General features: G+C 28.5%; 23 protein-coding genes. 2 read left to right on the top strand and 21 right to left on the bottom strand.

What is annotated here, in order from left to right; genetic code table 11:
- Positions 1 to 54 precede the first annotated feature (54 nt).
- The 20 genes from ACKTSI_RS04325 to ACKTSI_RS04420 form a co-directional block, all read right to left on the bottom strand.
- Positions 55 to 990: an ABC transporter permease gene (locus ACKTSI_RS04325; protein WP_068472139.1), complete on the bottom strand. Its 936-nt coding sequence runs from the start codon at positions 988 to 990 to the stop codon at positions 55 to 57.
- On the bottom strand, positions 990 to 2066 hold the full coding sequence (locus tag ACKTSI_RS04330; RefSeq protein WP_288979790.1) for an ABC transporter permease: 1077 nt from the start codon (positions 2064 to 2066) through the stop codon (positions 990 to 992). Before ACKTSI_RS04330 ends, ACKTSI_RS04325 begins: the two co-directional genes overlap by 1 nt.
- Complete coding sequence (locus tag ACKTSI_RS04335) at positions 2056 to 3594, bottom strand: ABC transporter ATP-binding protein (RefSeq protein ID WP_311525918.1); 1539 nt, start codon at positions 3592 to 3594, stop codon at positions 2056 to 2058. Before ACKTSI_RS04335 ends, ACKTSI_RS04330 begins: the two co-directional genes overlap by 11 nt.
- Before the next feature lie 157 nt (positions 3595 to 3751).
- Positions 3752 to 4393, bottom strand: coding sequence for a YigZ family protein (locus ACKTSI_RS04340; protein WP_407862573.1), 642 nt, complete (start codon positions 4391 to 4393; stop codon positions 3752 to 3754).
- Positions 4383 to 5657 carry a GTPase HflX gene (gene hflX, locus ACKTSI_RS04345; RefSeq protein WP_407862574.1) on the bottom strand — a complete coding sequence of 425 codons (1275 nt, stop codon included), beginning with the start codon at positions 5655 to 5657 and terminating at the stop codon, positions 4383 to 4385. Before hflX ends, ACKTSI_RS04340 begins: the two co-directional genes overlap by 11 nt.
- A gap of 94 nt (positions 5658 to 5751) precedes the next feature.
- Entirely contained in the window at positions 5752 to 5958 is a 207-nt protein-coding gene (locus ACKTSI_RS04350) for a helix-turn-helix transcriptional regulator (protein ID WP_308577035.1), read from the bottom strand.
- Positions 5959 to 6141: 183 nt separating this feature from the next.
- Positions 6142 to 6357, bottom strand: a complete 216-nt coding sequence (locus ACKTSI_RS04355; protein ID WP_068472129.1) for a helix-turn-helix transcriptional regulator — start codon at positions 6355 to 6357, stop codon at positions 6142 to 6144.
- Positions 6358 to 6449: 92 nt separating this feature from the next.
- Positions 6450 to 6869 (bottom strand): hypothetical protein, encoded by a 420-nt coding sequence (locus ACKTSI_RS04360; protein WP_068472127.1) that lies wholly within the window; start codon positions 6867 to 6869, stop codon positions 6450 to 6452.
- Between the two features lie 51 nt (positions 6870 to 6920).
- A complete protein-coding gene (rpsR, locus tag ACKTSI_RS04365; RefSeq protein WP_004833472.1) occupies positions 6921 to 7145 on the bottom strand; it encodes a 30S ribosomal protein S18 in 225 nt (74 codons plus the stop codon).
- Between the two features lie 19 nt (positions 7146 to 7164).
- Positions 7165 to 7617, bottom strand: a complete 453-nt coding sequence (locus ACKTSI_RS04370; RefSeq protein ID WP_311526038.1) for a single-stranded DNA-binding protein — start codon at positions 7615 to 7617, stop codon at positions 7165 to 7167.
- Positions 7618 to 7629: 12 nt separating this feature from the next.
- Positions 7630 to 7914 carry a 30S ribosomal protein S6 gene (rpsF, locus tag ACKTSI_RS04375; protein ID WP_068472123.1) on the bottom strand — a complete coding sequence of 95 codons (285 nt, stop codon included), beginning with the start codon at positions 7912 to 7914 and terminating at the stop codon, positions 7630 to 7632.
- Positions 7915 to 8038: 124 nt separating this feature from the next.
- Positions 8039 to 9280 carry a phosphoribosylamine--glycine ligase gene (gene purD / locus ACKTSI_RS04380; RefSeq protein WP_068472121.1) on the bottom strand — a complete coding sequence of 414 codons (1242 nt, stop codon included), beginning with the start codon at positions 9278 to 9280 and terminating at the stop codon, positions 8039 to 8041.
- A 9-nt stretch (positions 9281 to 9289) separates the two neighbouring features.
- Positions 9290 to 10819, bottom strand: a complete 1530-nt coding sequence (gene purH, locus ACKTSI_RS04385) for a bifunctional phosphoribosylaminoimidazolecarboxamide formyltransferase/IMP cyclohydrolase (RefSeq protein WP_407862575.1) — start codon at positions 10817 to 10819, stop codon at positions 9290 to 9292.
- Between the two features lies 1 nt (position 10820).
- Entirely contained in the window at positions 10821 to 11444 is a 624-nt protein-coding gene (gene purN / locus ACKTSI_RS04390; RefSeq protein ID WP_407862576.1) for a phosphoribosylglycinamide formyltransferase, read from the bottom strand.
- Between the two features lie 57 nt (positions 11445 to 11501).
- Positions 11502 to 12947 carry an amidophosphoribosyltransferase gene (gene purF, locus ACKTSI_RS04395; protein WP_407862577.1) on the bottom strand — a complete coding sequence of 482 codons (1446 nt, stop codon included), beginning with the start codon at positions 12945 to 12947 and terminating at the stop codon, positions 11502 to 11504.
- Positions 12934 to 13641 carry a phosphoribosylaminoimidazolesuccinocarboxamide synthase gene (purC, locus tag ACKTSI_RS04400; protein ID WP_068472113.1) on the bottom strand — a complete coding sequence of 236 codons (708 nt, stop codon included), beginning with the start codon at positions 13639 to 13641 and terminating at the stop codon, positions 12934 to 12936. The genes purF and purC overlap by 14 nt, the downstream gene beginning before the upstream one ends.
- Before the next feature lies 1 nt (position 13642).
- A complete protein-coding gene (locus tag ACKTSI_RS04405; protein ID WP_288979800.1) occupies positions 13643 to 17311 on the bottom strand; it encodes a phosphoribosylformylglycinamidine synthase in 3669 nt (1222 codons plus the stop codon).
- A 17-nt stretch (positions 17312 to 17328) separates the two neighbouring features.
- The gene (gene purM / locus ACKTSI_RS04410) at positions 17329 to 18354 is read right to left on the bottom strand and encodes a phosphoribosylformylglycinamidine cyclo-ligase (protein WP_407862578.1); all 1026 of its coding nucleotides are present in this window, start codon (positions 18352 to 18354) and stop codon (positions 17329 to 17331) included.
- A 15-nt stretch (positions 18355 to 18369) separates the two neighbouring features.
- Positions 18370 to 18849, bottom strand: a complete 480-nt coding sequence (purE, locus tag ACKTSI_RS04415; protein ID WP_068472107.1) for a 5-(carboxyamino)imidazole ribonucleotide mutase — start codon at positions 18847 to 18849, stop codon at positions 18370 to 18372.
- A gap of 280 nt (positions 18850 to 19129) precedes the next feature.
- The gene (locus ACKTSI_RS04420; protein ID WP_201275817.1) at positions 19130 to 19807 is read right to left on the bottom strand and encodes a phosphoribosylaminoimidazolesuccinocarboxamide synthase; all 678 of its coding nucleotides are present in this window, start codon (positions 19805 to 19807) and stop codon (positions 19130 to 19132) included.
- A gap of 418 nt (positions 19808 to 20225) precedes the next feature.
- On the opposite strand from ACKTSI_RS04420, the gene ACKTSI_RS04425 reads away from it, so the two are divergent.
- On the top strand, positions 20226 to 21986 hold the full coding sequence (locus tag ACKTSI_RS04425; protein WP_407862579.1) for a glycerophosphodiester phosphodiesterase family protein: 1761 nt from the start codon (positions 20226 to 20228) through the stop codon (positions 21984 to 21986).
- A gap of 69 nt (positions 21987 to 22055) precedes the next feature.
- Here ACKTSI_RS04425 and glyA read toward each other — a convergent pair whose 3' ends face one another.
- On the bottom strand, positions 22056 to 23294 hold the full coding sequence (glyA, locus tag ACKTSI_RS04430) for a serine hydroxymethyltransferase (RefSeq protein ID WP_201275815.1): 1239 nt from the start codon (positions 23292 to 23294) through the stop codon (positions 22056 to 22058).
- A 240-nt stretch (positions 23295 to 23534) separates the two neighbouring features.
- Between glyA and ACKTSI_RS04435 the strand changes: the two genes are divergently transcribed.
- Positions 23535 to 24467, top strand: a complete 933-nt coding sequence (locus tag ACKTSI_RS04435) for a selenium metabolism-associated LysR family transcriptional regulator (protein WP_068472099.1) — start codon at positions 23535 to 23537, stop codon at positions 24465 to 24467.
- Positions 24468 to 24495 lie beyond the last annotated feature (28 nt).

Genomic DNA, 24495 nt, shown 5'->3' on the forward strand with positions numbered 1-24495 from the left:
CAAATTTCAAAATATTCAACAAAAAGACATACCAAAATAGTATGCCTTTTTCATTTAATCTTCCAATTTTATATATGGAACTCCTGCTGAAGAAGGTCCTTTTGATTTTCCAACAAAGAAAATAAGTACTAACAATGTACTAATATATGGAACCATTGGTAATATAGATTCTGGTATATTAACACCCAATCCAGGTAATAAAATCGCCAATTCTTGTGCAGCTCCAAAGAATAAACAAGCTCCTAAAACTCCGTAAGGTTTCCACTTACCAAAGATTACAGCAACCAAAGCTATGAAACCATGTCCTGAAACAAGTGATTGTGAAAAGTTGGAAACTGTCGCTAAACTCATAGTAGCTCCACCAAATCCAGCTAATAATCCTGAAACTACAACTGCAAAATATCTATATAAATATATATTAACATTTAATGTTTCAGCAGCCTTTGGATGTTCTCCAACAGCAATTAGTCTTAATCCAAATTTAGTTTTATATAAATATATTGACATCAATACTACAAAAGCTATCGCTACATAAGTAGTAACATATTGTCCTAAAATTTTATCAATAATTTCAACACCTGTTAAATTATCAAAAATTTTAGCCATTTTACCGGCACCAGATGATACAGGTATTGTTTGTTTTGCACCGTCAAAGAATAATGAACATACAAACAATGAAACACCAGGTCCTATAAAGTTTATAGCTATACCGGAAACAATTTGGTCTGCACCAAATGTTATACTAACAATCGCGTGAATAAGAGCAACTAAAGATGCTGCCAATCCACCTGCTAAAAATCCTAACAATGCACTCTTTGTAAAATATCCAACAGCAGCGCCAAAGAAAGCTCCTATTGTCATCATTCCTTCTAAACCGATATTTGTAACACCTGCTTTTTCTGTGAACATACCACCCAAAGCAGCAAATAATAATGGAGTTGCAAATAATAATGTATCAGATATAAATAAAGCTATTTTTAATAAACTCATTACTTTTTACCTCCAACTTTTTTGAATTTTTTTGAAATAATTTTTATAACTAAAGGCATTGAAATGAATAAAACTATAATACCTATAATAATTTGTACAACTTCGTAAGGAACGCCTAATAATTGTTGAACTCTAAATCCTCCTCTTTTTAGAACACTAAAGAAGAAACCTGAGAATATTGAGCCTATTGGATGGCTATTTGCTAAAAGCGCAACAGACATTGAGTCAAAACCATTACCTTCAGCAACAGTAAGTCTTGCAACATTTCCTGCAAATCCAAGAACTTTAACAGCACCAGCAACAGCACATAAAGCACCTGACAATCCCATAGATAAAACTAAATTACTTCCAACATTTATTCCACCAAATTCGGCAGCATAAGGATTTAGTCCTACTGCTTTTAATTCATAACCTTTTGAAGTTTTATTTAATAAATAATAAACTGCAAATGCTAAAACAATAGCAAGAATAATACCAAAGTTTATATCAGCTGAAAAGAAATCTTTAACAAATGGAATTGAAGAATTTCTCAATCCTCCAAACATTTTTATGCTAGCAGTTGATTGAATATCGTTTGATGTTTGTCCTGTTTCGTTGTAAAATTTACCAAAAGTTACAACTAAATTTGAAAAATAAAGCGCTATCCAGTTCAACATAATTGTAGTAATTACTTCGTGAACACCAAATTTTGATTTAACCCAACCTGCAAATCCACCCCAAGCCATTCCAGCTAAAGCGGCTAATAAGATACAAACTATCGGGTGAATTATTGGTGGTAATTTTAAAAAGTACCCAAAAAATGCAGCAGTTAAAGAACCGATTATAAATTGTCCTTCAGCACCAATATTGAAAGCTCCTGTCTTAAATGCCAATGAAACCCCAATACTACCTATGATAAGTGGTACTGCATCTACCAAAGTTCTTGCAAAGAATTTTGGTCTTGAAAAAGTTGTTTCTATCATTATTTTATAATATTTAATAGGGTTAAAACCTGCTACCATAATAACAATAGACCCTACTATAAATCCTATTAATACAGAAAATAAAAGCATTAATATCTTTTTTCTATTGTTCATTATTAATAACACCCCCTGCCATCATAAGTCCTAATTCATTTTCGTTAGCATCTTTTCCAAGTTTTTCTCCAACGATTTTTCCTTTATAGATAACAGCAATCCTATCTGACAAGTCCATAACTTCATCTAATTCAAATGAAATCAAAAGAACCGCTTTTCCTTTATCTCTTTGTTCTACAATATATTTATGAATAATTTCAATAGCTCCAACATCAAGACCTCTAGTAGGTTGTGCAGCTATTAATAAATCAGGGTTATTATCAATTTCTCTTGCTAAGATTACTTTTTGTTGGTTACCACCAGAAAGTCCTCTAGCAATAGCGTGAATATCATTTGGTCTTATATCAAATTTGTCAATCATTTCTTGAGTATAAGATTCTATCTCTTTAAAATTCAAAATACCTTTCTTTGAAAAAGGATCCTTTCCTCTTTTTTCTAAAATCATATTTTCAGAAACAGAAAAATCCAACACTAAACCACGTTTATGTCTATCTTCCGGAATCGTACTTATTCCACTTTCAATAATATCATAAACAGATTTATTTGTTATGTCTTTTCCAAGAATTGAAATACTTCCTGATTCAACTTTTCTAAGACCTGTTATAGCCTCTATAAGTTCTGATTGACCATTGCCGTCAACTCCGGCTATCCCTAGAATTTCACCTTTTCTAACATTTAAACTAAGTCCATTTAAAATTGGTAAATCTCTATTATTTAAAACATTAATATCCTTAACATCTAAAACAACATCGCCAACTTCAGATTCTTTTTTATTAACACTAAAGCTGACTTCTCTACCAACCATTTTTTCGGCAAGTTCTTTTTGTGAAGATTCAGCGACAGTAACTTTATCAATAAATTTACCACGACGAATAATTGTACAGTAATCTGCCATTTTCTTGATTTCATCTAATTTATGTGTAATTATTATGATAGATTTTCCTTCATTTCTCAAATTATTACAAATATTTATAAATTCATCAATCTCTTGTGGCGTAAGAACAGCTGTAGGCTCATCAAAAATAATAATTTCAGCACCCTTGTAAAGAGCTTTTAAAATTTCAACCTTTTGTTGAGAACCAACAGTAATATCTTGAATTTTTGCATCTAAATCAATATTAAAACCATATTTTTCAATTATGGAAAGAACTTTTTTTCTGGATTTTTCAATGTCAATAAATATTCCTTTAGTATCTTCAGTTCCTAAAACTATATTTTGAATAACACTAAAAGGTTCTATAAGCATAAAATGTTGATGCACCATACCAACTCCATTTTCAACAGCCATTTTTGGAGTCATCGCTGTATATTTATTAGAATTGATATAAATTTCTCCTCCATTTGGAGAATAAAGTCCATAAAGAATATTCATCAAAGTAGTTTTACCAGCACCATTTTCTCCTAAAAGAGCATGAATTTCTCCTTTTTTCAATTCGAAATTAACTTCATCTAAAACTTTATTTTTTCCAAAAATTTTAGTAATGCCTTTCATAACTACAATATTATCATTTGTTTTATTGTCAGACAAGTCAAAACCCTCCTATAAATAATATGTAATTTTTGTATCACAACAATTATTATACAATAAAAATCGTTTTAATACAAGAAATAAATTTAATAAAAATGTAAATTTCATAAAACATAATTTATTGACTAAACATTAGTTTATTAAATCTTGAAGTTTGTTAATTTAAAAATACAGAGCCATATTTTTTTCCATTAATTTTTACAATACAATTATCCGAAGTTTCATTAATCATAATATTTTTTAATCTTTCAAACTCTTCTTTTTTTACAGACAAATTTATTTTTACATTTTCAAGATATTCTATATTTAAAATTTCAAGTCCAAAATTTTTTAAAATATTTTCAATTTTCCCCCAGAAAATATAATCCAAAATTATATCTACATTGTAGAAAAGTTCTTTTCTAACAATTTTTGCCTCATCTAAAGCACCTACAACAGATTTTGTATATGCTCTAACAAGTCCACCTGCGCCAAGTAAAATTCCTCCAAAATATCTTGTAGCAATTACAAGACAATTTGTTATATCTTTTTTACGCAAAACTTCAAGCATAGGTACTCCTGCAGTTCCTGAAGGTTCTCCATCATCAGAATATTTTTGTGTTAATTTATCCATACCGATAATATATGCAAAACAATTATGTGTTGCATCTTTATATTTTTCCCTTATCTCAGAAATATATTTTTCAGCCTCATCTACACTTTCAACATAAAAAGCATGACCAATAAATTCAGATTTATTTACTATAAAACTATAAGATTTATTACTATGAATACTTAAAAAACTTTCTTTATCCTTCATTTACCTCATATCCTTTATAAATTTCATAATCTTCTTTTTTCAATATAACTTCTAAAAAAGTTCCATTTTCAAGATGCTCTACAAGTTCCGGAGTATAATCGTTTAAAATATTACTCATAATTTTTTGTTTATCATAAGGAATTAAAAGTTTAGTTTTAATAGATGATGAAAATAAAACTTTTTCAATTTCCTTCAAAAGAAAAACTATATCCTCATCACTCTTAGCACTTATAAACACCTTATTTTCAATATTTGCATACTGTAACTTTATATTTTCATCTTCCAACTTATCAATTTTATTAAAAACATAAATTACTTTTTTATCTTCACATTCAAGTTTTTTTATCATATCATTTGTTATTTTGATTTGTTCATCCACATTAACATTTGAAATATCCACAACATGAAGAATCAAATCTGAATATTTAATTTCCTCCAATGTACTTTTAAAACTTTCAACTAAATTATGTGGAATATCGGAAACAAAACCAACGGTATCTACATACATAGCCTTTGATCCACTAAAAAGAATTCCTTCTCTAACATAGGTATCCAAAGTCGCAAACAACATATCTTTAACAAAAACTTCTTTAATTTCAGTATTTTCATCTTTTCCATAAGCTATTAACTTATTTATTAAAGTGGATTTCCCTGCATTTGTATATCCAACAAGAGAAATCATGGGCTCTTTTGAATTTATTCTCTTTTTTCTAATTTCATTTCTATTTTTTTCAATTTCTTTAAGCTGTGCAGTAATACTTGATATTTCCCTATTGATAGTTCTTCTATCAAGTTCTATTTGTTGTTCACCTACACCCTTACCACCAATTCCGCCTTGTTGTCTTGAAAAACCACTTCTAAGTGCAGACAATCTTGGTAATGTATATTTTAATTTTGCAAGTTTTACTTGTAACTTAGCCTCTTTTGTTCTAGCTCTTTCGTTAAAAATATCCAAAATTAAATTTGTCCTGTCAATAACTCTAACACCTATAATTTCTTCTAAATTTTTAACTTGAGAACCTGTCAATTCATTATTAAAAACAACTACTTTTACATCTAACTTTTCACAATAATCTTTTATTTCACTTACTTTACCTTTTCCTATATAAAAGGCTTTATCTATACTAGATTTATTTTGAGTTAAATTTAAAACAACTTCACCATCTAAAGCCTCAACCAATTTTTCAAGTTCAAAAACTTTATCCTCCAAAGTTTTTTCATCCATATTCATATTTACAGTAACTGTAATAACTTTTTGTTCCATAAAAACTCCTTAATTTAAACTAATCTAATTGTATCACAAAATCATATATAAAGACAAACAAAAAGATATGTAATATTTTACTAAAACATATCTTTTAAAAATAAAATAAATCTTCAAATTTTTTATCCAATGCAATACATAAAATTAAAGCAAGTTTTGCAGTAGGATTAAATTGTCCCGTTTCAATAGAACTTATAGTATTTCTCGAAACACCAATCATATCAGCTAATTTTTGCTGAGAAAGACCTTTTTTAGTTCGTGCCTCTTTTAAATTATTTTTTAAAATCAGTTCTTCATTCATATAAACTCCTTAAGCTTTAACAAAATGTAAATAAGCACTAACACAAGCTAAAATAATCATCAATATTCCCAAAATCAAATCTTTTTTTCTTTTATAGTAATAATATCTGGTAAAATTTCTTGGAATAATTCCAATAAAAAATAAAAAAAATACACTTTCTCAAGTGTATTATAATCAAACATCTTAACCAAAAGCAAAGAAAAAAACTTCTCCAAACTTTTTATCTAACTCAGTGGAAATTGTAAGAGCAAGTCTTATGCCTGGAATCAAATTTCCATTTTCTATTGAAACAATAGTTTCCGTTGAAACTCCTATTAAGTTAGCCAACTCTCTTTGAGAAAGTTCTCTTTCAACTCTGAATTTTTCTACATTATTTTTAGAAGATAATTTATTATTCACAAGCTCACCCCTCTTAGAAAAATTACATAATTTCTTTATAATAACGATTACATTCTCATTTTATCATTAAAAGTTTGAAAAGTAAATCAATTTTAAATATTAATATTTTTAACAGCCAAAATCAAAAATGAAATACCACTTAAGGAAAGTGCTAAACCCAATCCGGAATAAAAAAATTCAAAGAAAAAGTTTGGCAATAATCCACTAAATCTTAACGCCATACCAAAAGACATCATAAATATCATTAAAATATAACTTGATTTATCAAAAAATTCCCATATTTTCATTTTTTCTCTTTTATCATTTAAAATTCTGTTCTTATGTTTATTTACATACTTAGAAAATATCATTATATAAAATATCAAAAATATCGCTATTGCACCAAGCAGTCCCAATAAAAAATTTTTATCATCATTTATTAAAAAAGGAACTCCTACTTTCATAATCATTGTTCCGGCTATTAACCATAATATCCCTGCAATAAGAAACAAGTTTCTTTTTTTAGTATTCATAAATTCTCCTAATAATAAAAATGGGAGATTACTCTCCCCATTAATTACAAACTATTCAGCACTATATGGTAATAATGCAACTTGTCTAGCTTTTTTAATTGCTGCTGTAATTTCTCTTTGTTGTTTAGCAGTAGCACCTGTTACTCTTCTTGGTAAAATCTTACCTCTTTCACTAATGAATTTTTTTAGAGTATTTACATCTTTATAATCAAGTGGTTTACTGTTATCTGAGAAATATGCAACAACTTTTTTTCTTGGTCTAAATTTTCTTTGCATATTCATTCTCCTTTAAAAATTAAAATGGAATTTCTTCATCTGAGGCATCTTGGAATGGTAAATCAAAACCATCGTCCATACCTGTATCAAATGAACCAAATCCTTGTGTTGTAGCAGATTTTTGAACTCTATCGCCCCAGTCGATGAATTGAACTCTTTCAGCCCAAACTTCTGTAACGAATCTTCTAGTTCCATCTTGTGCAGTATAACTTCCTGATTGAAGTCTTCCTTGTATTGCTACATTTCTACCTTTTTGCAAATATTTTTGGCAATGTTCAGCTTGCTTACCCCAAACAACTATATTTATAAAATCAGCTGTTTGTTGTCCTTTAGCTTCTAATTCTTGTTTCTTTTCCTTAGACATTCCCTTATCAACTGCAATGGTAAATCTGGCATAACTGCTACTAGATGTTTGAGTATATCTTAATTCTGGATCCCTAATTAATCTACCTATCAAAATTACACTGTTCATAAAGTTCCTCCACTAAGCTTCTTGCTTAACAACCATATATCTAATGATAGCATCAGATATTCTTGATCTTCTTTCTACTTCTGCAACTACTTCAACAGCAGCTTCAAAATTAACTATGATATAGTATCCTTCTTTAATGTAGTTAATTTCGTAAGCAAGTTTTCTATTTCCCCATTCATTAATTTCAGTAATAGTTCCATTGGCTTCAATAGCTGATTTAATTTTATCGAACGCTTGGTTTCTTACTTCTTCTTCTAAATTTGGTTTAAAAATAAAAACTCCTTCGTATTTTCTCATTACATTCACCTCCTTATGGTCTCTGGCTCTTTTTATTGAGCAAGGATTTACTGATATATTATAGCATAAAAAAAAATATATGTAAAGTTTTCAACAAAAAAAATTACATATATTTCCTTTAATTTTACATTTTTCCGATATCTTTTCTAAATTGTTTTGTTTCAAAAGATATTTTTTCAATATTTTTATAAACTTTTTCTCTTATTTCATCATAAGTATTTCCAAATCCTGTAACAGATAAAACTCTACCACCATCTGTTAAAATTTTTCCATCTACAAATTTTGTATTATTATGATAAACATAAATATCTTCATCAACTGAATCAATTCCTATTATTTCTTTTCCTTTTTCATAAGCTTTTGGATAGCCTTTTGAAGTTAGTATAACTGTTAAACATTTTTCACTTTTCCATTTTAAATCTTCTCTTTTAAGTGTTCCATCTAAAGATTTTTCTATCGCTAAAAGTAAATCACTTTTCATTCTAGGTAAAACAACTTCAGTTTCCGGATCTCCAAATCTTACATTAAATTCTAAAACTTTAGGCTCTTCATCAATCATAAATCCAATAAAAAGTATTCCTGAATAATCTAATTTTTCTTTTTTCAATCCTTCTGAAATTTTCTCTAAAGTTTTTTCTATTTTTAATTTTAATTCATCATTAAATAATTCACTTGGAGAATAGCAACCAACCCCTCCAGTATTTTCACCTTCATCATTATCAAAAATTCTCTTGTAATCTCTTGCACTTTCCATAGGAATTAAATTTCCTTTTGATACAAAACAAAGTAAAGATGCCTCTTTCCCTTTTAAAAATTCTTCTATGACAACAGTAGTTCCCTCTTGTCCAAAAATTTTATCTTCAAAAAGTTCTGTAAAATATTCTAAAACTTCTTCTTTAGAATTACAAATTCTAACACCCTTTCCTGCACAAAGTCCATCAGCTTTTATAACTATTGGATATGAAAAACTTTCGATAGCTTTAATTCCCTCTTCTTTTGATTTTATAGTTTCATATTTTGCAGTTGGAACATCATATTTTTTCATAAATTCTTTTGCAAAATTTTTACTTCCTTCAAGTCTTGCGCTTTTTTTATTAGCTCCAAAAACTTTTATATTACTTTCAGAAAATAAATCAACTATTCCCTCACAAAGAGGTGCTTCAGGTCCAACTACTACAAGGTCGATATTATTATTTTTTGAAAATTCAAAAATTTCTTCATTAGAATTTAATACTATATTTTTAGCATATCTAAGAGTTCCTGCATTTCCTTTTGAACAGAAAAGTTCAGTACATTTACTACTTTCAGATATTTTTTTACAAATGGCATCTTCTCTCCCACCATTACCAACAACTAAAACTTTCATATCTTCCTCCTAATGTCTAAAATGCCTTGTAGATGTAAATACCATTGCTATTCCATATTCATCACATAATTTTATTACATTTTCATCTTTTATAGAACCACCCGGTTGAATTACAGCCTTAATTCCATTTTCTTTTAGTAATTCAACAGTATCTTCAAAGAAGAAAGCATCTGATGCTAAAACTGCATCTTTAAGATTTTCTTTCGCTCTTTCCAATCCCTCTTGGACTGCCCAAGAACGTCTAACTTCTCCTTGGCCGATTCCAATAGTTGCATTATCTTTTACAATTACAATACCATTTGAACAAACTGTTTTACAAGCCTTAAAACCAAAAATTAAATTTTTTAATTCTTCTTCAGTAGGTTTTCTCTTTGTAACAAATTTTAATTCTTTAGTTAATAAAGTATCGTCATAATTTTGAGCAACCAATCCATTTAAAACTTCTTTAGTCGTAATGTTTGGAAGTTTAAATTCTGATATATTTTCAACTTCGATTAATCTAATATTTTTCTTTTTAGTCAAAATTTCAATAGCATCTTTTGAAAACTTATTTGCAATTACAATTTCAACAAAAAAGCTATTTATTTTTTCGGCAATATACTTAGTAACTTCTCTATTCAAAGCAATGATTCCACCAAAAATCGAAACAGAATCACAAGCATAAGCCTTATCATAAGCATCATCAATATTTTCAGCTATTGCAAGTCCACAAGGATTGTTATGCTTAACAGCAACAACACAAGGTTCTTCAAACTCTTTTACAATTTTTATAGCAGAATACATATCCGTTAAATTGTTGTAAGACAATTCTTTTCCATGTAATTGTTTAAACTCAGTTTTTTCTTCATCTTTAACATAAACTTTTTCATAAAAAGATGCTTTTTGGTGTGGATTTTCTCCATATCTTAAATCACTAACTTTTTTATAAGTTGTAGTTAATTTTTCAGGAAATTCAATATTTAATAAATCATTGAAATAACTTGAAATTAATGCATCATAATAAGCAGTATAATTAAAAGCCTTACAAGATAGATATAATCTAAAATCTTTATCCAGTCTATCTTCTTTTAGTCTTTCAATAATTTCAGAATAATCACTAGGGTCAACAACGATAGAAACATCATTATAATTTTTAGCAGCAGCTCTAATCATTGAAGGTCCACCAATATCAATATTTTCAATTAAATTTTCATGTGTTTTATTTTCGCTATTTAAAACTTTTTCAAAAGGATATAAATTATTTACAACCATATCTATTGAAGAAATACCAATTTTTTCAATAGTTTCAACATGACTTTTTTCATCACGTCTATATAAAATTCCTCCATGAATAAATGGGTGTAAAGTTTTTACACGTCCATCTAAAATTTCCTTAAAATTAGTTACCTCATCAACTTCAATAACATTAAGTCCACTTTCTTTTAAAATTCTATAAGTTCCACCGGTTGAAATAATTTCCCAACCTAAATTTACAAGTTCACTTGCAAATTCAACTATATTATCTTTTTCAAAAACACTAATCAATGCTCTTTTTGTCATTTTATTCCCCCACTATGAATGCTCTATTTTCTTTAAAAACAATTTTATTTTCACAAAATGCTTTTATCGTCTTTACCAATATTCTATGCTCAACTTCTAAAACTCTTTTAGCTACAATTTCAAAATCATCATCTATAAAAACAGGTACAATATCTTGTAATATTATAGCTCCGGTATCTACATTTTCATCAACAAAATGAGTAGTAGCTCCGGTGAATTTCACTCCCGATTTAATAACGGCCTTATGCACATTTTCCCCATGAAATCCCATTCCACAAAATGAAGGAATTAAAGAAGGGTGAATATTAATTATTTTTTTAGAATATTTAGAAATCAACTTTGATGATAAAATATTTAAGTAACCTGCAAGAACTATTAAATCAATATTTCTTTTTTCAAGCTCCTCAATAATCCTTTCATCATATTTTTCATTACTTGAAAATTCTTTTTTATTCAAATAAAATGTATCAATATTTTCATTTTTCGCCCTTACAAGACCATAAGCATTTTTTCTATTAGAAAAAACCAACTCTATCTTTCCATTAATTTTATTTTCTTTAACAGCATCAATTATGGCTTGTAAATTTGTTCCTCCACCGGAAATAAAAATAGCTATATTCAACATAATTTACCTTTCTATAACAAAATTTACCACAGCTCTAAAAAGAGCTATGGTATAAAATTATTTATTTTTTCTTTTCAAAAATTCTTTTTGAATTTCAGTTAATGAATTATTAAAATCTTCTTCGTAATCATATAATCCGGCAGAATAATCTCCATTGAAACAATCCATACACAAACCACTATACGGTGCATCAAATTTAAGTCCTATTGAATCTATAAGACCTTGTTCACTTAAATATCCCAATGAATCTGCTCCGATTATTTCTCTTATTTCTTCTAAAGTTTTATTAGCAGCAATAAGCTCTCCTGAAGTAGAAATATCTATTCCATAAAAACTTGGAAAAACAAAAGGTGGTGATGCAATTCTAACATGAACTTCTAAAGCTCCTGCATCTTTTAAAAGTTGAACTATTCTTCTGGAAGTAGTACCTCTAACGATAGAATCATCAACCATTACAACTCTTTTTCCTTTAACAACACCTTTTACTGCTGATAATTTCATTCTAACACCTTGTTCTCTAAGCTCTTGAGTAGGTTGAATAAAAGTTCTTGCAACATATTGATTTTTAATCAATCCCATTTCATAAGGCAGACCACTTTCTTCAGCATATCCACTTGCAGCAGAAAGCGAAGAATTGGGAACCCCTATTACTATATCTGCCTCAGCAGGGCACTCTCTTGCAAGAGTTCTTCCCGTATTTTTTCTTGCAGTATGAACATTAACACTTGCAATATTTGAATCCGGTCTTGCAAAATAAACATATTCCATAGCAGCGATAGAAATTCTATCAGCAGTTGTATAGTTTTCTATTCTAAGACCGTCTTTATCTATAATAGCTAATTGACCTGCCTTTACATTACAAACAAATTCTGCGCCAATAGTATCTATTGCACAAGTTTCACTTGCCATAACATAAGCACCATTTTGTGTTTTACCAATTACAAGTGGTCTTAATGAGTTAGGGTCAACAGCTCCATATAAAGTATCTTTAAGTAAAACTAAGTAAGTAAAACCACCTTTTACTGTATTCAAACTCTCTTTCAATTTTTCTTCAAAAGTTGCTTTTTCACTTCTTCTAATCAAATGAATCAAAACTTCAGTATCTGATGAAGAATGAAAAATTGCTCCCTTTTTCTCTAATTCAAATCTTAAAGTTTTTGCATTTACCAGATTTCCATTATGACAAATACCAACACTCATATCATAAAAATCAAATAGAAAAGGTTGAACATTTCTAACACTATTATCTCCAGCTGTTGCATATCTAACATGACCAATAGCCGAACTTCCAACTAAATTATAAAGTAATTCTTTATCCTTAAAAACTTCAGAAACTAATCCTAAATTTCTATAACTGTATAAATTTTCTCCGTCAGAACTTACAATACCTGCCCCCTCTTGACCTCTATGTTGTAAACTATGAAGTCCAAAGTAAGTTAATTTTGATGCATCATTATGATTGAAAATTCCAAAAACTCCACATTCTTCATTAATTCCACGCAATTGTTATTCTCCTTAAAACTTCTTCATAAGCATCCATTACTGAACCTAAATCTCTACGGAAACGGTCTTTATCAAGTTTATCCATAGTTTCTACGTCCCACAATCTACAAGTATCCGGAGAAATTTCATCAGATAAAATTATCTTTCCATCACTTGTTTTTCCAAATTCTATTTTAAAATCTACTAAAATCAAACCTGCCTTTAAGAAAAATTCTTTTAAAAGCTCATTAATTTTTGCTGTTTCTTTTTTTATAAAAGCAAGTTCTTCTTCAGTAACTATTTCTAAAGCAATAGTATGGTCATCATTTATCAACGGGTCATTAAGCTCATCATTTTTATAACTTAATTCAAAAACAGGTTTTTTTAATTTTCTTCCCTCTTCTAAACCATATTTTTTAGCCATTGAACCTGCAACAATATTTCTTGTAATTACTTCTAAAGGAATTATTTTGACATGTTTACAGATTTGGTCTGTATCATTCACTTTTTTTATAAAATGAGTTTCTACTCCATTTTTTTCCAAATATTCAAAAATAAATGAAGTAATTGTATTATTTAAAACACCCTTTTTATTAAATTCTTCTTTCTTTTGCCCATTGAATGCAGTTGCACTATCTTTATAGTGAACATATATTTCTTCATTATTTTCACATTCAAATAATTGTTTCGCTTTTCCTTCGTATAAAAGTTTCATACTATTTTCCCCCTTTAAAATAATTTACACCATTTTTAAATATATTTTGTATTCCTTTTACAGTTTTAGTTTTATACAAATCAGTTCCATAACGTTCGCTATGTCCCATCTTACCTAAAACCAATCCGTCTTCACTCAACAATCCCTCAATAGCATACAATGAGCCATTTGGATTGAACTTTCCGTTACTACTTGCATTTCCTTCAAAATCACAATATTGGAAAGCGCATAAATGTTTGAATTTTTCAATGTTTTCTCCAACAAGTTTTCCTTCTCCATGGCTAAACATTACTTCATGTAATTCTCCAATTTCAAAATCCCATGTCCAAGGAGAATTTACATTTGCAACACGAGTTATTGCGCTTGTTGAAATGTGGTGGTAACTATCATTTCTATACAATGTTAAATCATCTTTTGTTAAATCTTTTATTCTTCCATAAGGTAAAAGACCTGACTTAATTAAAGCTTGAAATCCGTTACAAATTCCTAAAATTAATTTTTTATCATCTAAATGTTTGTGAATTGCATTTTTAACTTTTTCATTTTTCAAAACATTTACAATAAATTTCGCACTTCCGTCAGGCTCATCTCCACTTGAAAAACCTCCCGGTATCATAATGATATGTGCATCTTTTATTCCATTTACTAAATCTTCTATTGATTTTTCAATATCATCTTCTTTTTTATTTCTAAATACAATGGTTTTTATTTTAGCACCTGCATCAATAAATGCTTTTTCCACATCATATTCACAGTTTGTTCCAGGAAATACAGGAATAAGAACATTTACATCTTCAACATATTCCTTGTAATATCTCTTTTCTGCCTTTCCACTAGATAAATTTTCACAACTTCCCTTATCTTTATTTTGATATAAAGGATAAATTTTATCTAAAGTATTAGTATAAGCATTGTAAATTTCATCATATTCAAAAGTAATTCCATTTACAACAATTTTTTCACTTACTTCACCAATTTTTTCAAAAGGTAATTCGTAGTTTGACTCAACAACCATTGATGCCGGGTCAAAGTTTAAAATATTTTCTTTATTAACTGTAAAACCTAAACCATTACCGACAGCCATTTTTACTAGAGAACTTACAACGCTTCCCTCTTCTTGAACATATACAGATAAAACTTTTTTATCTTTTATAAGTTCATTTACTAATTCATAATTCTTCAAAGTTTCTTTGATATTCGGATATCCTTTTAAATCTTTAACAACCGGAATATAGTATAAATAATTTCCAACTGATTTTAATTCAGGAGAAATTACATTTTTAATTTTTACCGGAGTACAAGCAAAAGAAATTAAAGTTTCAACTACATTTAAGTCGTTAAATGTTCCGGACATACTGTCTTTACCACCAATACTTGGACAACCAATTTCATTTTGTGCATAAATACTTCCAAGTAAACTTTGAGTAACTTTACCCCACTTTTTACTATCTTTTCCAAGTTTTTCAAAATACTCTTGGAATGAAAGATATAAATTACTTCTATCTCCACCAACTGCATAAACTTTAGCAACAGATTCTAAAACGGCATATATAGCTGATAAGAATGGTGAATAATGAGAAATTTTAGGAATAAATCCATAACTCAAAATCGTAGCAGTATCACTTGTTGAATGAATTGTAGGAATAGCTTGAATTCCTGCTTGAACAGGTGTTAATTGATTTTTACCTGAAAATGGCATTAACACAGTAGTAGCTCCAATTGAACCGTCAAATCTTTGAGCAATACCCTTTTGACAAGTTACATTTAATGAAGATAATTCATTCAATACATTTTCTTTAGAAAATTCTTTATTTTCAAAAGGGTTTACTCCATTATTATCTACTAAAGTACTCTTTGAATGCTGTCTAACTCCACTTGTTGCTAAAAAGTCTGCGCTTAAATCCATAACTTTTTCATCATGGTAATACATTTCAAGTCTTTTTCTATCAGTAATAGTTGCAACTTTTGAATATTCTATATTTTCTTTTTCACACTCTTTAACAAAAAATTCATAATCATTTGGAGAAATCACAATCGCCATACGTTCTTGAGATTCACTTGTTGCAATTTCAGTCGGATTCAAACCTTCATATTTTAGCAAAACTTTATCTAAATGAATTTCTATTCCTTCAGATAATTCTCCAATAGCAACACAAACTCCACCGGCACCAAAGTCATTACATTTTTTAATTAACTTTGTGACTTCAGGCTTTCTAAATAATCTTTGAATTTTTCTCTCTTCAATGGCATTTCCCTTTTGAACTTGACTTGATGCAGTTTCTAGCGAATCATTTGTATGAACTAAACTTGAACCACTTGCACCTTGAATACCATCTCTACCAGTTCTTCCACCGATTAACATTACAATATCATCTTTAACAGGTGTTTCTCTTTTAAAATCTCCATACTTAACAGCACCTACAACAGCACCTACTTCCATATGTTTAGCAACATAAGAATCATCATAAAGTTCTTTTACATAAGTTGTTGCAAGTCCGATTTGATTACCATAAGATGAATAACCACTTGTAGCCTTTGTTGAAATATCAACTTGTGGTAACTTATGCTCTAAAGTTTCTTCCCTACTTTGTAAAATATTTCCGCAACCGCTTACTCTCATCGCTTGATATACATAACTTCTTCCGGACAATGGGTCACGAATAGCACCCCCAACACAAGTACTTGCACCGCCAAAAGGTTCAATTTCTGTTGGGTGATTATGTGTTTCGTTTTTGAATTGAATTAACCATTTTTCAGTTTTTCCATTATTTTCTATATCTGTAAAAAATGAGCAAGCATTTATTTCTTCACTAACTTCAATATTTTGGTCATTCAATATTCTTCTATGATATTTTCCGATTACACTTGCCATATCCATTAAAGTTATTGGCTTTGTAATATTCAATTCTTTTCTGATATTTAAATAAATATCGAAAGCATCTTGCATTTCTTTTTGGAAAAGTTCAGATTCAATCTTAACTTCATCTAATATAGTTTCAAAAGTTGTATGCCTACAATGGTCGCTCCAATAACAATCTAAAACATAAATTTCTGTTTCAGTAGGAGTTCTTCCCTCTTCTTTAAAATAATTTTGAATGAAAATCAAATCTTCAATATCCATAGCTAAAGACATTTCTTTTTTCAAAGAAATCAATTCTTCCTTTGAAAAGTTAGAAAATCCTGTTAAGTCTTTCATTTCTTTCATTTCAGAATTCATTGAAAAACTTAAAACACTCATATCCTTAACTCTTGATTCAATAGGATTTACTAAATATTTTTTTACATTTTCAAGTTCATTTTCACTTAAAACTTTATCAAAAATAACAAGTTTTCCACTTCTTACAGTTATCTTTGAAGAATTGTCTAAAAGAGATACACATTGAACAGCACTATCCGCTCTTTGGTCATATTGAGCAGGTAATGTTTCATAAGCAAAATATTTTCCATCCTCTAATTTAATATCTTCAACAACTTCATCAATCATAACTTCTGAAAAAACAGAATTTTTAGCTAATTCATAAGTTTTTTCATTGATATTGTAAATATCATATATTATATAAACTTCTAAATCATTTATTCCTAAATTATATTCTAAATTTAAACTATCTTTTAAATCTAAAGCCTCTTTATTGTATCCAGCTCTTTTTTTTACAAAAATTCTCTTATCCATAATTCCTCCAAAATTTACTAACATAAAATTACTTTGGAACTTCCTTCAACAACTTCTCCAACTTCATAAATCTCTTCATTCATTTCTTTGAATAATTCTTTTATTCCGTTTACATCATCTTTTTCAACAAAAAGCAACATTCCTATTCCCATATTAAAAGTTCCATACATTTCTTCTTTTGAAATTTCTCCCCATTTTTGAAGAAGTGAAAAAATTTCTTTTGTTGGAATATTTTTTTCAAAAATTTTAGCATCAACATCATCACCTAAAACTCTTGGTACATTTTCATAAAGACCTCCACCTGTTATATGGCAAAGTCCATTTACATTAAATTTTTCTAACAAAGCTACTACTTGCTTTGCATAAATTCTTGTAGGAGTTAAAAGCTCTTCTCCTAAAGTTTTTCCGGTTTCAATAACATCATCTAATGAAAAGTTTTTGTGGTCAAAAATTATTTTTCTAACCAGAGAAAAACCATTACTATGGACTCCGGAAGATGGTAAAGCTAAAATAACATTACCTTTTTTTACATTTTTCTTTCCGTCAATTATTTTATCCTTTTCAACAACACCAACACAGAAACCTGCAATATCATAATCTTCTTCTTTATATATTCCAGGCATTTCGGCAGTTTCTCCACCAATTAAAGCACTACCCGCTTGAATACAACCCTCTGCAACACCTTCAACAATACTTGCCATTTTTTCAGCAACAAGTTTTCCTGTTGCAATATAATCTAGTAAAAATAGAGGCTTAGCTCCTTGACATAAAATGTCATTAACACACATTGCAACACAATCTATCCCAACAGTATTATGAACGTCCATCATTTGCGCTAATTTTACCTTAGTTCCAACTCCGTCAGTTCCGGAAACTAAAACAGGATTTTTCAAATCTTTTCCCAACTCAAAAAGTCCGGAAAATCCTCCTAAATCTGAAAGCACTCCATCTGTATAAGTATTTTTAATAAATTTTTTGATTAAATTTACCTCATTATACCCTTCGTGTTTATTTACTCCTGCTGATTCATAAGTTAATGCCATTAAAATATCCTCCATTTATAAACTAAGTTCATTATCCATTTGTTTAACTTGTTCTTTCATTTTTACTTTATACTCTTTAAGTTTTATCTTTAATTCATCATACTTTAATGAAAGAATTTGTGCTGCTAAAATTCCGGCATTTTCTGCCCCGTCTATTGCAACTGTAGCAACAGGAACCCCCTTTGGCATTTGAACAGTTGAAAGTAAAGCGTCAAGTCCGTCAAGAGTTGATGCCTTTACAGGAACACCAATAACAGGTGTAGTTGAAATACCGGCTAATACCCCTGCTAAATGGGCAGCCTTACCCGCAAACGCAATTATTAATTCAATATTTTTTTCTTCCATACTATTTACAAAATCTACTGCAAAATCTAAAGAACGATGAGCAGAAATAACTTTTGCCTCATATTCTATTCCAAATTCTTTTAAAACATCACAAGTCTTTTTAGCAATATCTTTATCAGAAATGCTACCCATAATAACAGCTACTTTCATAATTACCTCCAAAAATCAAATAAAATAAAACTAATTACTGACTAAACTTTCAAAAAAACAACCAAAACATCATCTTTAGCGAAGTGCGTAGCACGAAGTCAATCTAGCCCTAACTTGTTTGCTTGCAAACATAGTAGGTCTGCCTCAAAGATTGTCCAAATCTTTGATTTGGGAACAATCGACTGTGAACATCTTCACGCATCGTACTTTACTTAATTTTAGAAATTTTAATTAGTGTTTAGTATAAAACAAAAAGCCGGGATATTCTTCCCGGCTAAAATTATTTAAGCAAAAAAGAATATAAATCAGTTGGTGCAACAATTTCATCTCCGTTATAAACTCTCATATTGCCACCAGATATTTCATCAATCAATACAACTTCTCCACAAGTTTTACCAAACTCCAATTTAATATCGTACAGAGTAAGTCCCTTTTCTTTTAAAACATCTCTAATAATAGTACAAATTTCCTTAGTAAGTGCTACTAAATCTTCATATTCTTTTTCAGTCAATATATTTAACATTACAAGTGCGTCCTTAGTAATTAAAGGGTCGCATCTTTCATCATCTTTTAATGTAACTTCAACGTAAGTATCTAAATCATCATTCATATTTGCATATAAACCATATCTTCGGATAAAACTACCAACAGCCTTAAATCTGCATATAACTTCTAAGCCTTTACCAAAAACCTTACAAGGCTTAACAGTCATAGTATTCTCATTCAAATCACAATCTATATAGTGAGTTCTAATTCCTTTTTCTTTTAAAATCTCGAAGAAATACTTAGTAATTTTTAAACCCTCATGACCTACCCCTTCTATAGATAGACCAACAGTATTAGCACCAGGGTCAAAAACTCCGTTTTCTCCGGTAACATCGTCCTTAAACTTTAAAACATAATTTCCATCTTCGCTCTTATAAATATCTTTTGTCTTTCCAGTATAAATTTTTTCCATAAAATACCTCCTAAATTTAACATAAGAAATAAATAAGCCCAGCAAGTAGGCTTCAAGCGAAACCTACCTCCTGGGCTTTTCTCCCTTAGGTGTAATACTTTAAAAAGTACTCGTATCGCTCGGACCAGCAAATAAATTCGGAACCCTAGATACTCTTTCTCTTATAGATTTTATTTCATTTAAGTCATCACAATTTAACTTACACCTAAATAATAACAATAAAATCTATTTTTGTCAATACAATTTTTAAAAAAATTTTACTAAAAAATTATTAAAATATAAAGTATTTTTCCGTAAATTTTTATTAAATATATTTTAAGCATATACAATTAAGCAATGTTTACATAAATAATTCTTTATATTTTCTTTGATTTGTGCTATTATTATTCATATAAAAAAACTCAAAGAAGGAGTTATCATGTTTAAATTATTAAAAAATAGAAGTTTTCAAAATTTATTGATTTTTGATTTATTATATCAACTAGCTTTTATTGTTATTTTATTGCCTTTTTCAAAAGAATTTTTTAATTTTGTTCTTAGATTAACTAAATTCGGATTTTTTTCGATAGAAAGTCCTAGCCTTTTTGTAAAGTCGCCAACTAAGATTGGGATTATTTTGATAGTAACTTTTTCGTTTGCAATCATAAAGCTCTTTGAAGTGAGTAGTTTTGTATTTACTGCAAATCAAATAAGGATTGGAAATAAAGTTTCTATTTTAGAAATTTTTAACAATTCATACAAGCAAATAAAATCCAAATTAAAAAAAGTTCAAAATTATTTAATTTTGATTATGGTAACTATAAATATTCCTATTTCAACATCAATTCACAAAGGAATTAAAATACCAACATTTATTACAGAGCACATTTTAAGTACTCATGCAGGGATAATTTTATTTGCTCTCATAACTTTTATAGCTATTGTGCTTTCAATATTTTTGCTTTTTATTTATCATATATTTTTCTTAGAAAATAAAAATTTTATCGAAAGTGCTAAAATAAGTTTTAAAAGACTTAGAAAAAACAAACTAAAAAGTATAAAAACTTTAATTATCGTGGCTATTAAGAATTTAATTGTTCAATTTTTTAAAATACTTAGCTTAATTTCTATAATATCCATATTCTATATGCAAACAAGTAACAAGACGCTAAGCAATATGGGAATAATCACATATATGTGCATTGCAACACTATTAAAAATATTTACAAATGTATTATCAAATTATATAACTTTTTCAGGAATTTCTAAATTTTATTTTAGAACATCGTTAGATGCGGAAATTTCAGAAAGTATTTATCCTACAAATAAAATGAGATTAAAAATGTCTTTAGTTATGCTGTTTTTAGTTTTTGCAGGAATTTTTAGTAAATATAGAAATTCAAGCGAAGAAATAAAATTTTATCACGCTTTTAGAAATTTAAAACCGGATATTATAGCTCATAGAGGTAGCACAAAAAACTCTTTAGAAAATACATTAGAGTCTTTAAATGAGGCTATAAAACTAGGAGCAGAATTTGCCGAAATTGACGTCGTACTCACTAAAGACAATGTTGTAGTTTTATCTCATGACCACAATTTAAAAAGATTAACAGGTAAAAAAGAAATAATTGAAAATTTAACTTTTGAGGAATTAAAAAAGTATAAATTGATAGATAAAAGAAATTCTAAAGAATATAATTTTGTAGATTTAAAAACAGTTCTTGAAAAAACTTCTGGAAAAATCAAATTAAATATAGAATTAAAGCCTTTTAGGAAAAATGATAAAAAATTGGCAGAAGAAGTTGTAAAGTTGATAAAAGACAAGCCTTATGACGTTATTGTTTCTTCCCTATCTCCTAAGGCTCTAAGAGAAGTTAAAGATTTAGAACCTTCAATTTCAACAGGACTAATATTAGCTTTTAGTTATGGAAAATTTTATAATTTAAAATTTATAGATTTTTTCTGTATAGAAAAAGAAATAGTAACAAATGAGCTTATTAGAAAAATACAAAAAAACGGAAAGAGAGTATATGTTTGGACAACAAATACAAATGATGATATTATAAATGCATACTCAAAGGGTGTAGATGGTATTATAACAGATGAAGTTACTCTTTCAAAAGAAATATTAGAATCAGAAAAAGGAAATATTAACTTTGATGATTTAATAATAAATAAAATAATTTCACTCATTCCATAAAAATTTAATATAATTTTTTAAAAAAATAAAACGCCTATTAAGACGTTTTATTTTTTTATATTAAGGATACTATTTTAGAGGGAATCTCTTAGTCAATTCATTAACTATTTCTAATGCCCTTGTTTTTCCTTCTTCTCCGTTTTTAACAACTCCAGCGATTGCTTCTGCTATTAAATCCATTTCAGCCTCTTTTAAGCCTCTTGTAGTTATAGCAGGAGTTCCAAGTCTTATACCGCTTGTAACAAATGGTGATCTAGGATCATTTGGAATTGTATTCTTATTGCAAGTAATATGAACAGAGTCTAATGCTTTTTCTAATTCTTTACCACTCATATCATAATCTCTTAAATCAACTAACATTAAATGATTGTCGGTTCCGTTTGATACAAGTTTAATTCCTCTATCCATTAAACCTTTTGCTAATGCTTGAGCATTTTTCAAAACTTGTTTTTGATATTCTTTAAATTCAGGTTCTAATGCTTGTTTAAAAGCAATCGCTTTAGCAGCTATAATGTGTAGTAATGGTCCACCTTGTGAGCCAGGAAATACAGCTCTATTGAAATTGAATTTTTCGTTTGCAGCAGCACTTGAAAGAATAAGTCCACCTCTTGGTCCTCTTAATGTCTTATGTGTTGTAGAAGTAACTACGTCAGCATAAGGGATTGGTGATTCATGTAATCCTGCAGCAACAAGTCCTGCTATATGAGCCATATCTACCATTAATACTGCTCCTACTTCATCACAAATTTCTCTAAACTTTTTAAAATCTATTTTTCTTGCATAAGCAGATGCTCCAGCTAAAATTAATTTAGGTTTGCATTCTTTTGCAATTCTTAAAACTTCATCATAATCTATATATCCATTTTCATCAACTTCATAAGGAACCGGATTATATATCTTTCCTGAATAGTTAATAGGATTTCCATGTGTTAAATGTCCACCATGGTTTAAATTCATACCCATGTAAGTATCACCAGGATTTAAAATAGCAAAAAATGCTGCAAAGTTAGCTTGAGAACCTGAATGAGGTTGAACGTTTGCATATTCACAACCATAAAGTTCTTTAACTCTTTCAATAGCTAATCTTTCTGCATCATCTACTACTTCACAACCACCGTAATATCTTTTTCCAGGATATCCTTCAGCATATTTATTAGTTAATATACTTCCAGCTGCCTCTAAAATCGCATCATTTACCCAATTTTCAGATGCTATTAATTCAATATGACTATTTTGTCTTTCGTACTCTTTATCCAATATTTCAGCAATACTTGGATCAACTTTCTTTATATTCTCGTTTGAAAACATTTTACATACCCCCTAACAAAGATATATTAACATATTTTATTTCTTAAGTCAACACGTTTTCTGTAAATTTTTAAATAAAATTTATCTTTAATATACAAAGATTGAAACTTCAACATTTTATCGAAAACATTCTCAATAAATTCATTATATTTTATTAATATTTACTTTTTGTTAAAAAAATGTTATAATAAATAAAAATATATATATTATAAATTTAATATGTATTTTATGGAGGATATTATGGATTTTAAACAGTTAGAAACTTTTATTACAATAGTTAAAACAAAATCTTTTACTAAAACAGCCGATGTTTTATACATAACTCAACCGTCTGTAACAAATCATATACAAGCACTTGAATCAGAACTTAATACTTCCCTTTTTGTTAGAACTAGAAGAAGTGTTACACTAACTCAAGCAGGAAGTATAGTATATAAACATGCTCTTAATATATTATCTTCTTATGACGAAATTATAAGAGATTTAGATATATATTCACAAAACCTAAAGGGAACTTTAAATATCTGTGTGTCTTCTGTTCCAAGAAAGATTATATTACCGGATTTAATTGAAAAATTTTCAAATTCATTTCCTGATATTTCATTTAATATAAGTAATGATGATTCAAGAACTGTAATAGACAGCATTTTAGTTGGAGAAACAGACTTCGGTATAGTTGGATTGAAAATATCTAACCCTAAATTGATTTACACTCAAATTATGGATGACCACATAGTGTATGTTGTTAATAAAGACGCATATCCTGATTTAAAAAATTATTCAGTAATAAGTATTGACGATTTAAAGAATGATAAAATTATTTTAAGAGAAATAGGTTCAGGTACTAGACAAATAGTAGAAGATGAGTTGAAGAGAAATAATGCATTAAATGTAATTTCAAATAGTGTTGCCATAATTCACGATACAAACACAATTTTAGAACTTGTAACAAAAGGCGTTGGAAGTGGATTCGTTTCTCAAAGAATGTTAAATATTTCTCCTTTCAAAGATAAGGTTAAAATTTTAAATATAAAAAATATTTATTTAAATAGAAAATTCTATTTTGTTTACAATAAGAATTTACAATTTTCAAATGTAAATAAAATATTTAAAGACTTTATGGTGGAAGAAATAAATGAATTAAAAAAAGGATTAGACATAAATTCAATTTAAGAACAAAATATTATAACAAAAAAATCTC

Source organism: Parvimonas parva (assembly GCF_045866535.1).
Lineage (GTDB): Bacteria > Bacillota > Clostridia > Tissierellales > Peptoniphilaceae > Parvimonas > Parvimonas parva.

What these genes read in the sequence shown, in the direction of transcription:
- ACKTSI_RS04325 (WP_068472139.1), bottom strand. Translation starts at nt 990, where the DNA reads ATGAGTTTATTAAAAATAGCTTTATTTATATCTGATACATTATTATTT.
- ACKTSI_RS04330 (WP_288979790.1), bottom strand. Translation starts at nt 2,066, where the DNA reads ATGAACAATAGAAAAAAGATATTAATGCTTTTATTTTCTGTATTAATA.
- ACKTSI_RS04340 (WP_407862573.1), bottom strand. Translation starts at nt 4,393, where the DNA reads ATGAAGGATAAAGAAAGTTTTTTAAGTATTCATAGTAATAAATCTTAT.
- hflX (WP_407862574.1), bottom strand. Translation starts at nt 5,657, where the DNA reads ATGGAACAAAAAGTTATTACAGTTACTGTAAATATGAATATGGATGAA.
- ACKTSI_RS04350 (WP_308577035.1), bottom strand. Translation starts at nt 5,958, where the DNA reads ATGAATGAAGAACTGATTTTAAAAAATAATTTAAAAGAGGCACGAACT.
- ACKTSI_RS04360 (WP_068472127.1), bottom strand. Translation starts at nt 6,869, where the DNA reads ATGAATACTAAAAAAAGAAACTTGTTTCTTATTGCAGGGATATTATGG.
- rpsR (WP_004833472.1), bottom strand. Translation starts at nt 7,145, where the DNA reads ATGCAAAGAAAATTTAGACCAAGAAAAAAAGTTGTTGCATATTTCTCA.
- ACKTSI_RS04370 (WP_311526038.1), bottom strand. Translation starts at nt 7,617, where the DNA reads ATGAACAGTGTAATTTTGATAGGTAGATTAATTAGGGATCCAGAATTA.
- rpsF (WP_068472123.1), bottom strand. Translation starts at nt 7,914, where the DNA reads ATGAGAAAATACGAAGGAGTTTTTATTTTTAAACCAAATTTAGAAGAA.
- purD (WP_068472121.1), bottom strand. Translation starts at nt 9,280, where the DNA reads ATGAAAGTTTTAGTTGTTGGTAATGGTGGGAGAGAAGATGCCATTTGT.
- purH (WP_407862575.1), bottom strand. Translation starts at nt 10,819, where the DNA reads ATGACAAAAAGAGCATTGATTAGTGTTTTTGAAAAAGATAATATAGTT.
- purN (WP_407862576.1), bottom strand. Translation starts at nt 11,444, where the DNA reads ATGTTGAATATAGCTATTTTTATTTCCGGTGGAGGAACAAATTTACAA.
- purC (WP_068472113.1), bottom strand. Translation starts at nt 13,641, where the DNA reads ATGAAACTTTTATACGAAGGAAAAGCGAAACAATTATTTGAATGTGAA.
- ACKTSI_RS04405 (WP_288979800.1), bottom strand. Translation starts at nt 17,311, where the DNA reads ATGGATAAGAGAATTTTTGTAAAAAAAAGAGCTGGATACAATAAAGAG.
- purM (WP_407862578.1), bottom strand. Translation starts at nt 18,354, where the DNA reads ATGGCATTAACTTATGAATCAGCAGGAGTAAATAAACACGAAGGGTAT.
- purE (WP_068472107.1), bottom strand. Translation starts at nt 18,849, where the DNA reads ATGAAAGTAGCTGTTATTATGGGTAGCATTTCTGATAAAGATATTGCT.
- ACKTSI_RS04420 (WP_201275817.1), bottom strand. Translation starts at nt 19,807, where the DNA reads ATGGAAAAAATTTATACTGGAAAGACAAAAGATATTTATAAGAGCGAA.
- ACKTSI_RS04425 (WP_407862579.1), top strand. Translation starts at nt 20,226, where the DNA reads ATGTTTAAATTATTAAAAAATAGAAGTTTTCAAAATTTATTGATTTTT.
- glyA (WP_201275815.1), bottom strand. Translation starts at nt 23,294, where the DNA reads ATGTTTTCAAACGAGAATATAAAGAAAGTTGATCCAAGTATTGCTGAA.
- ACKTSI_RS04435 (WP_068472099.1), top strand. Translation starts at nt 23,535, where the DNA reads ATGGATTTTAAACAGTTAGAAACTTTTATTACAATAGTTAAAACAAAA.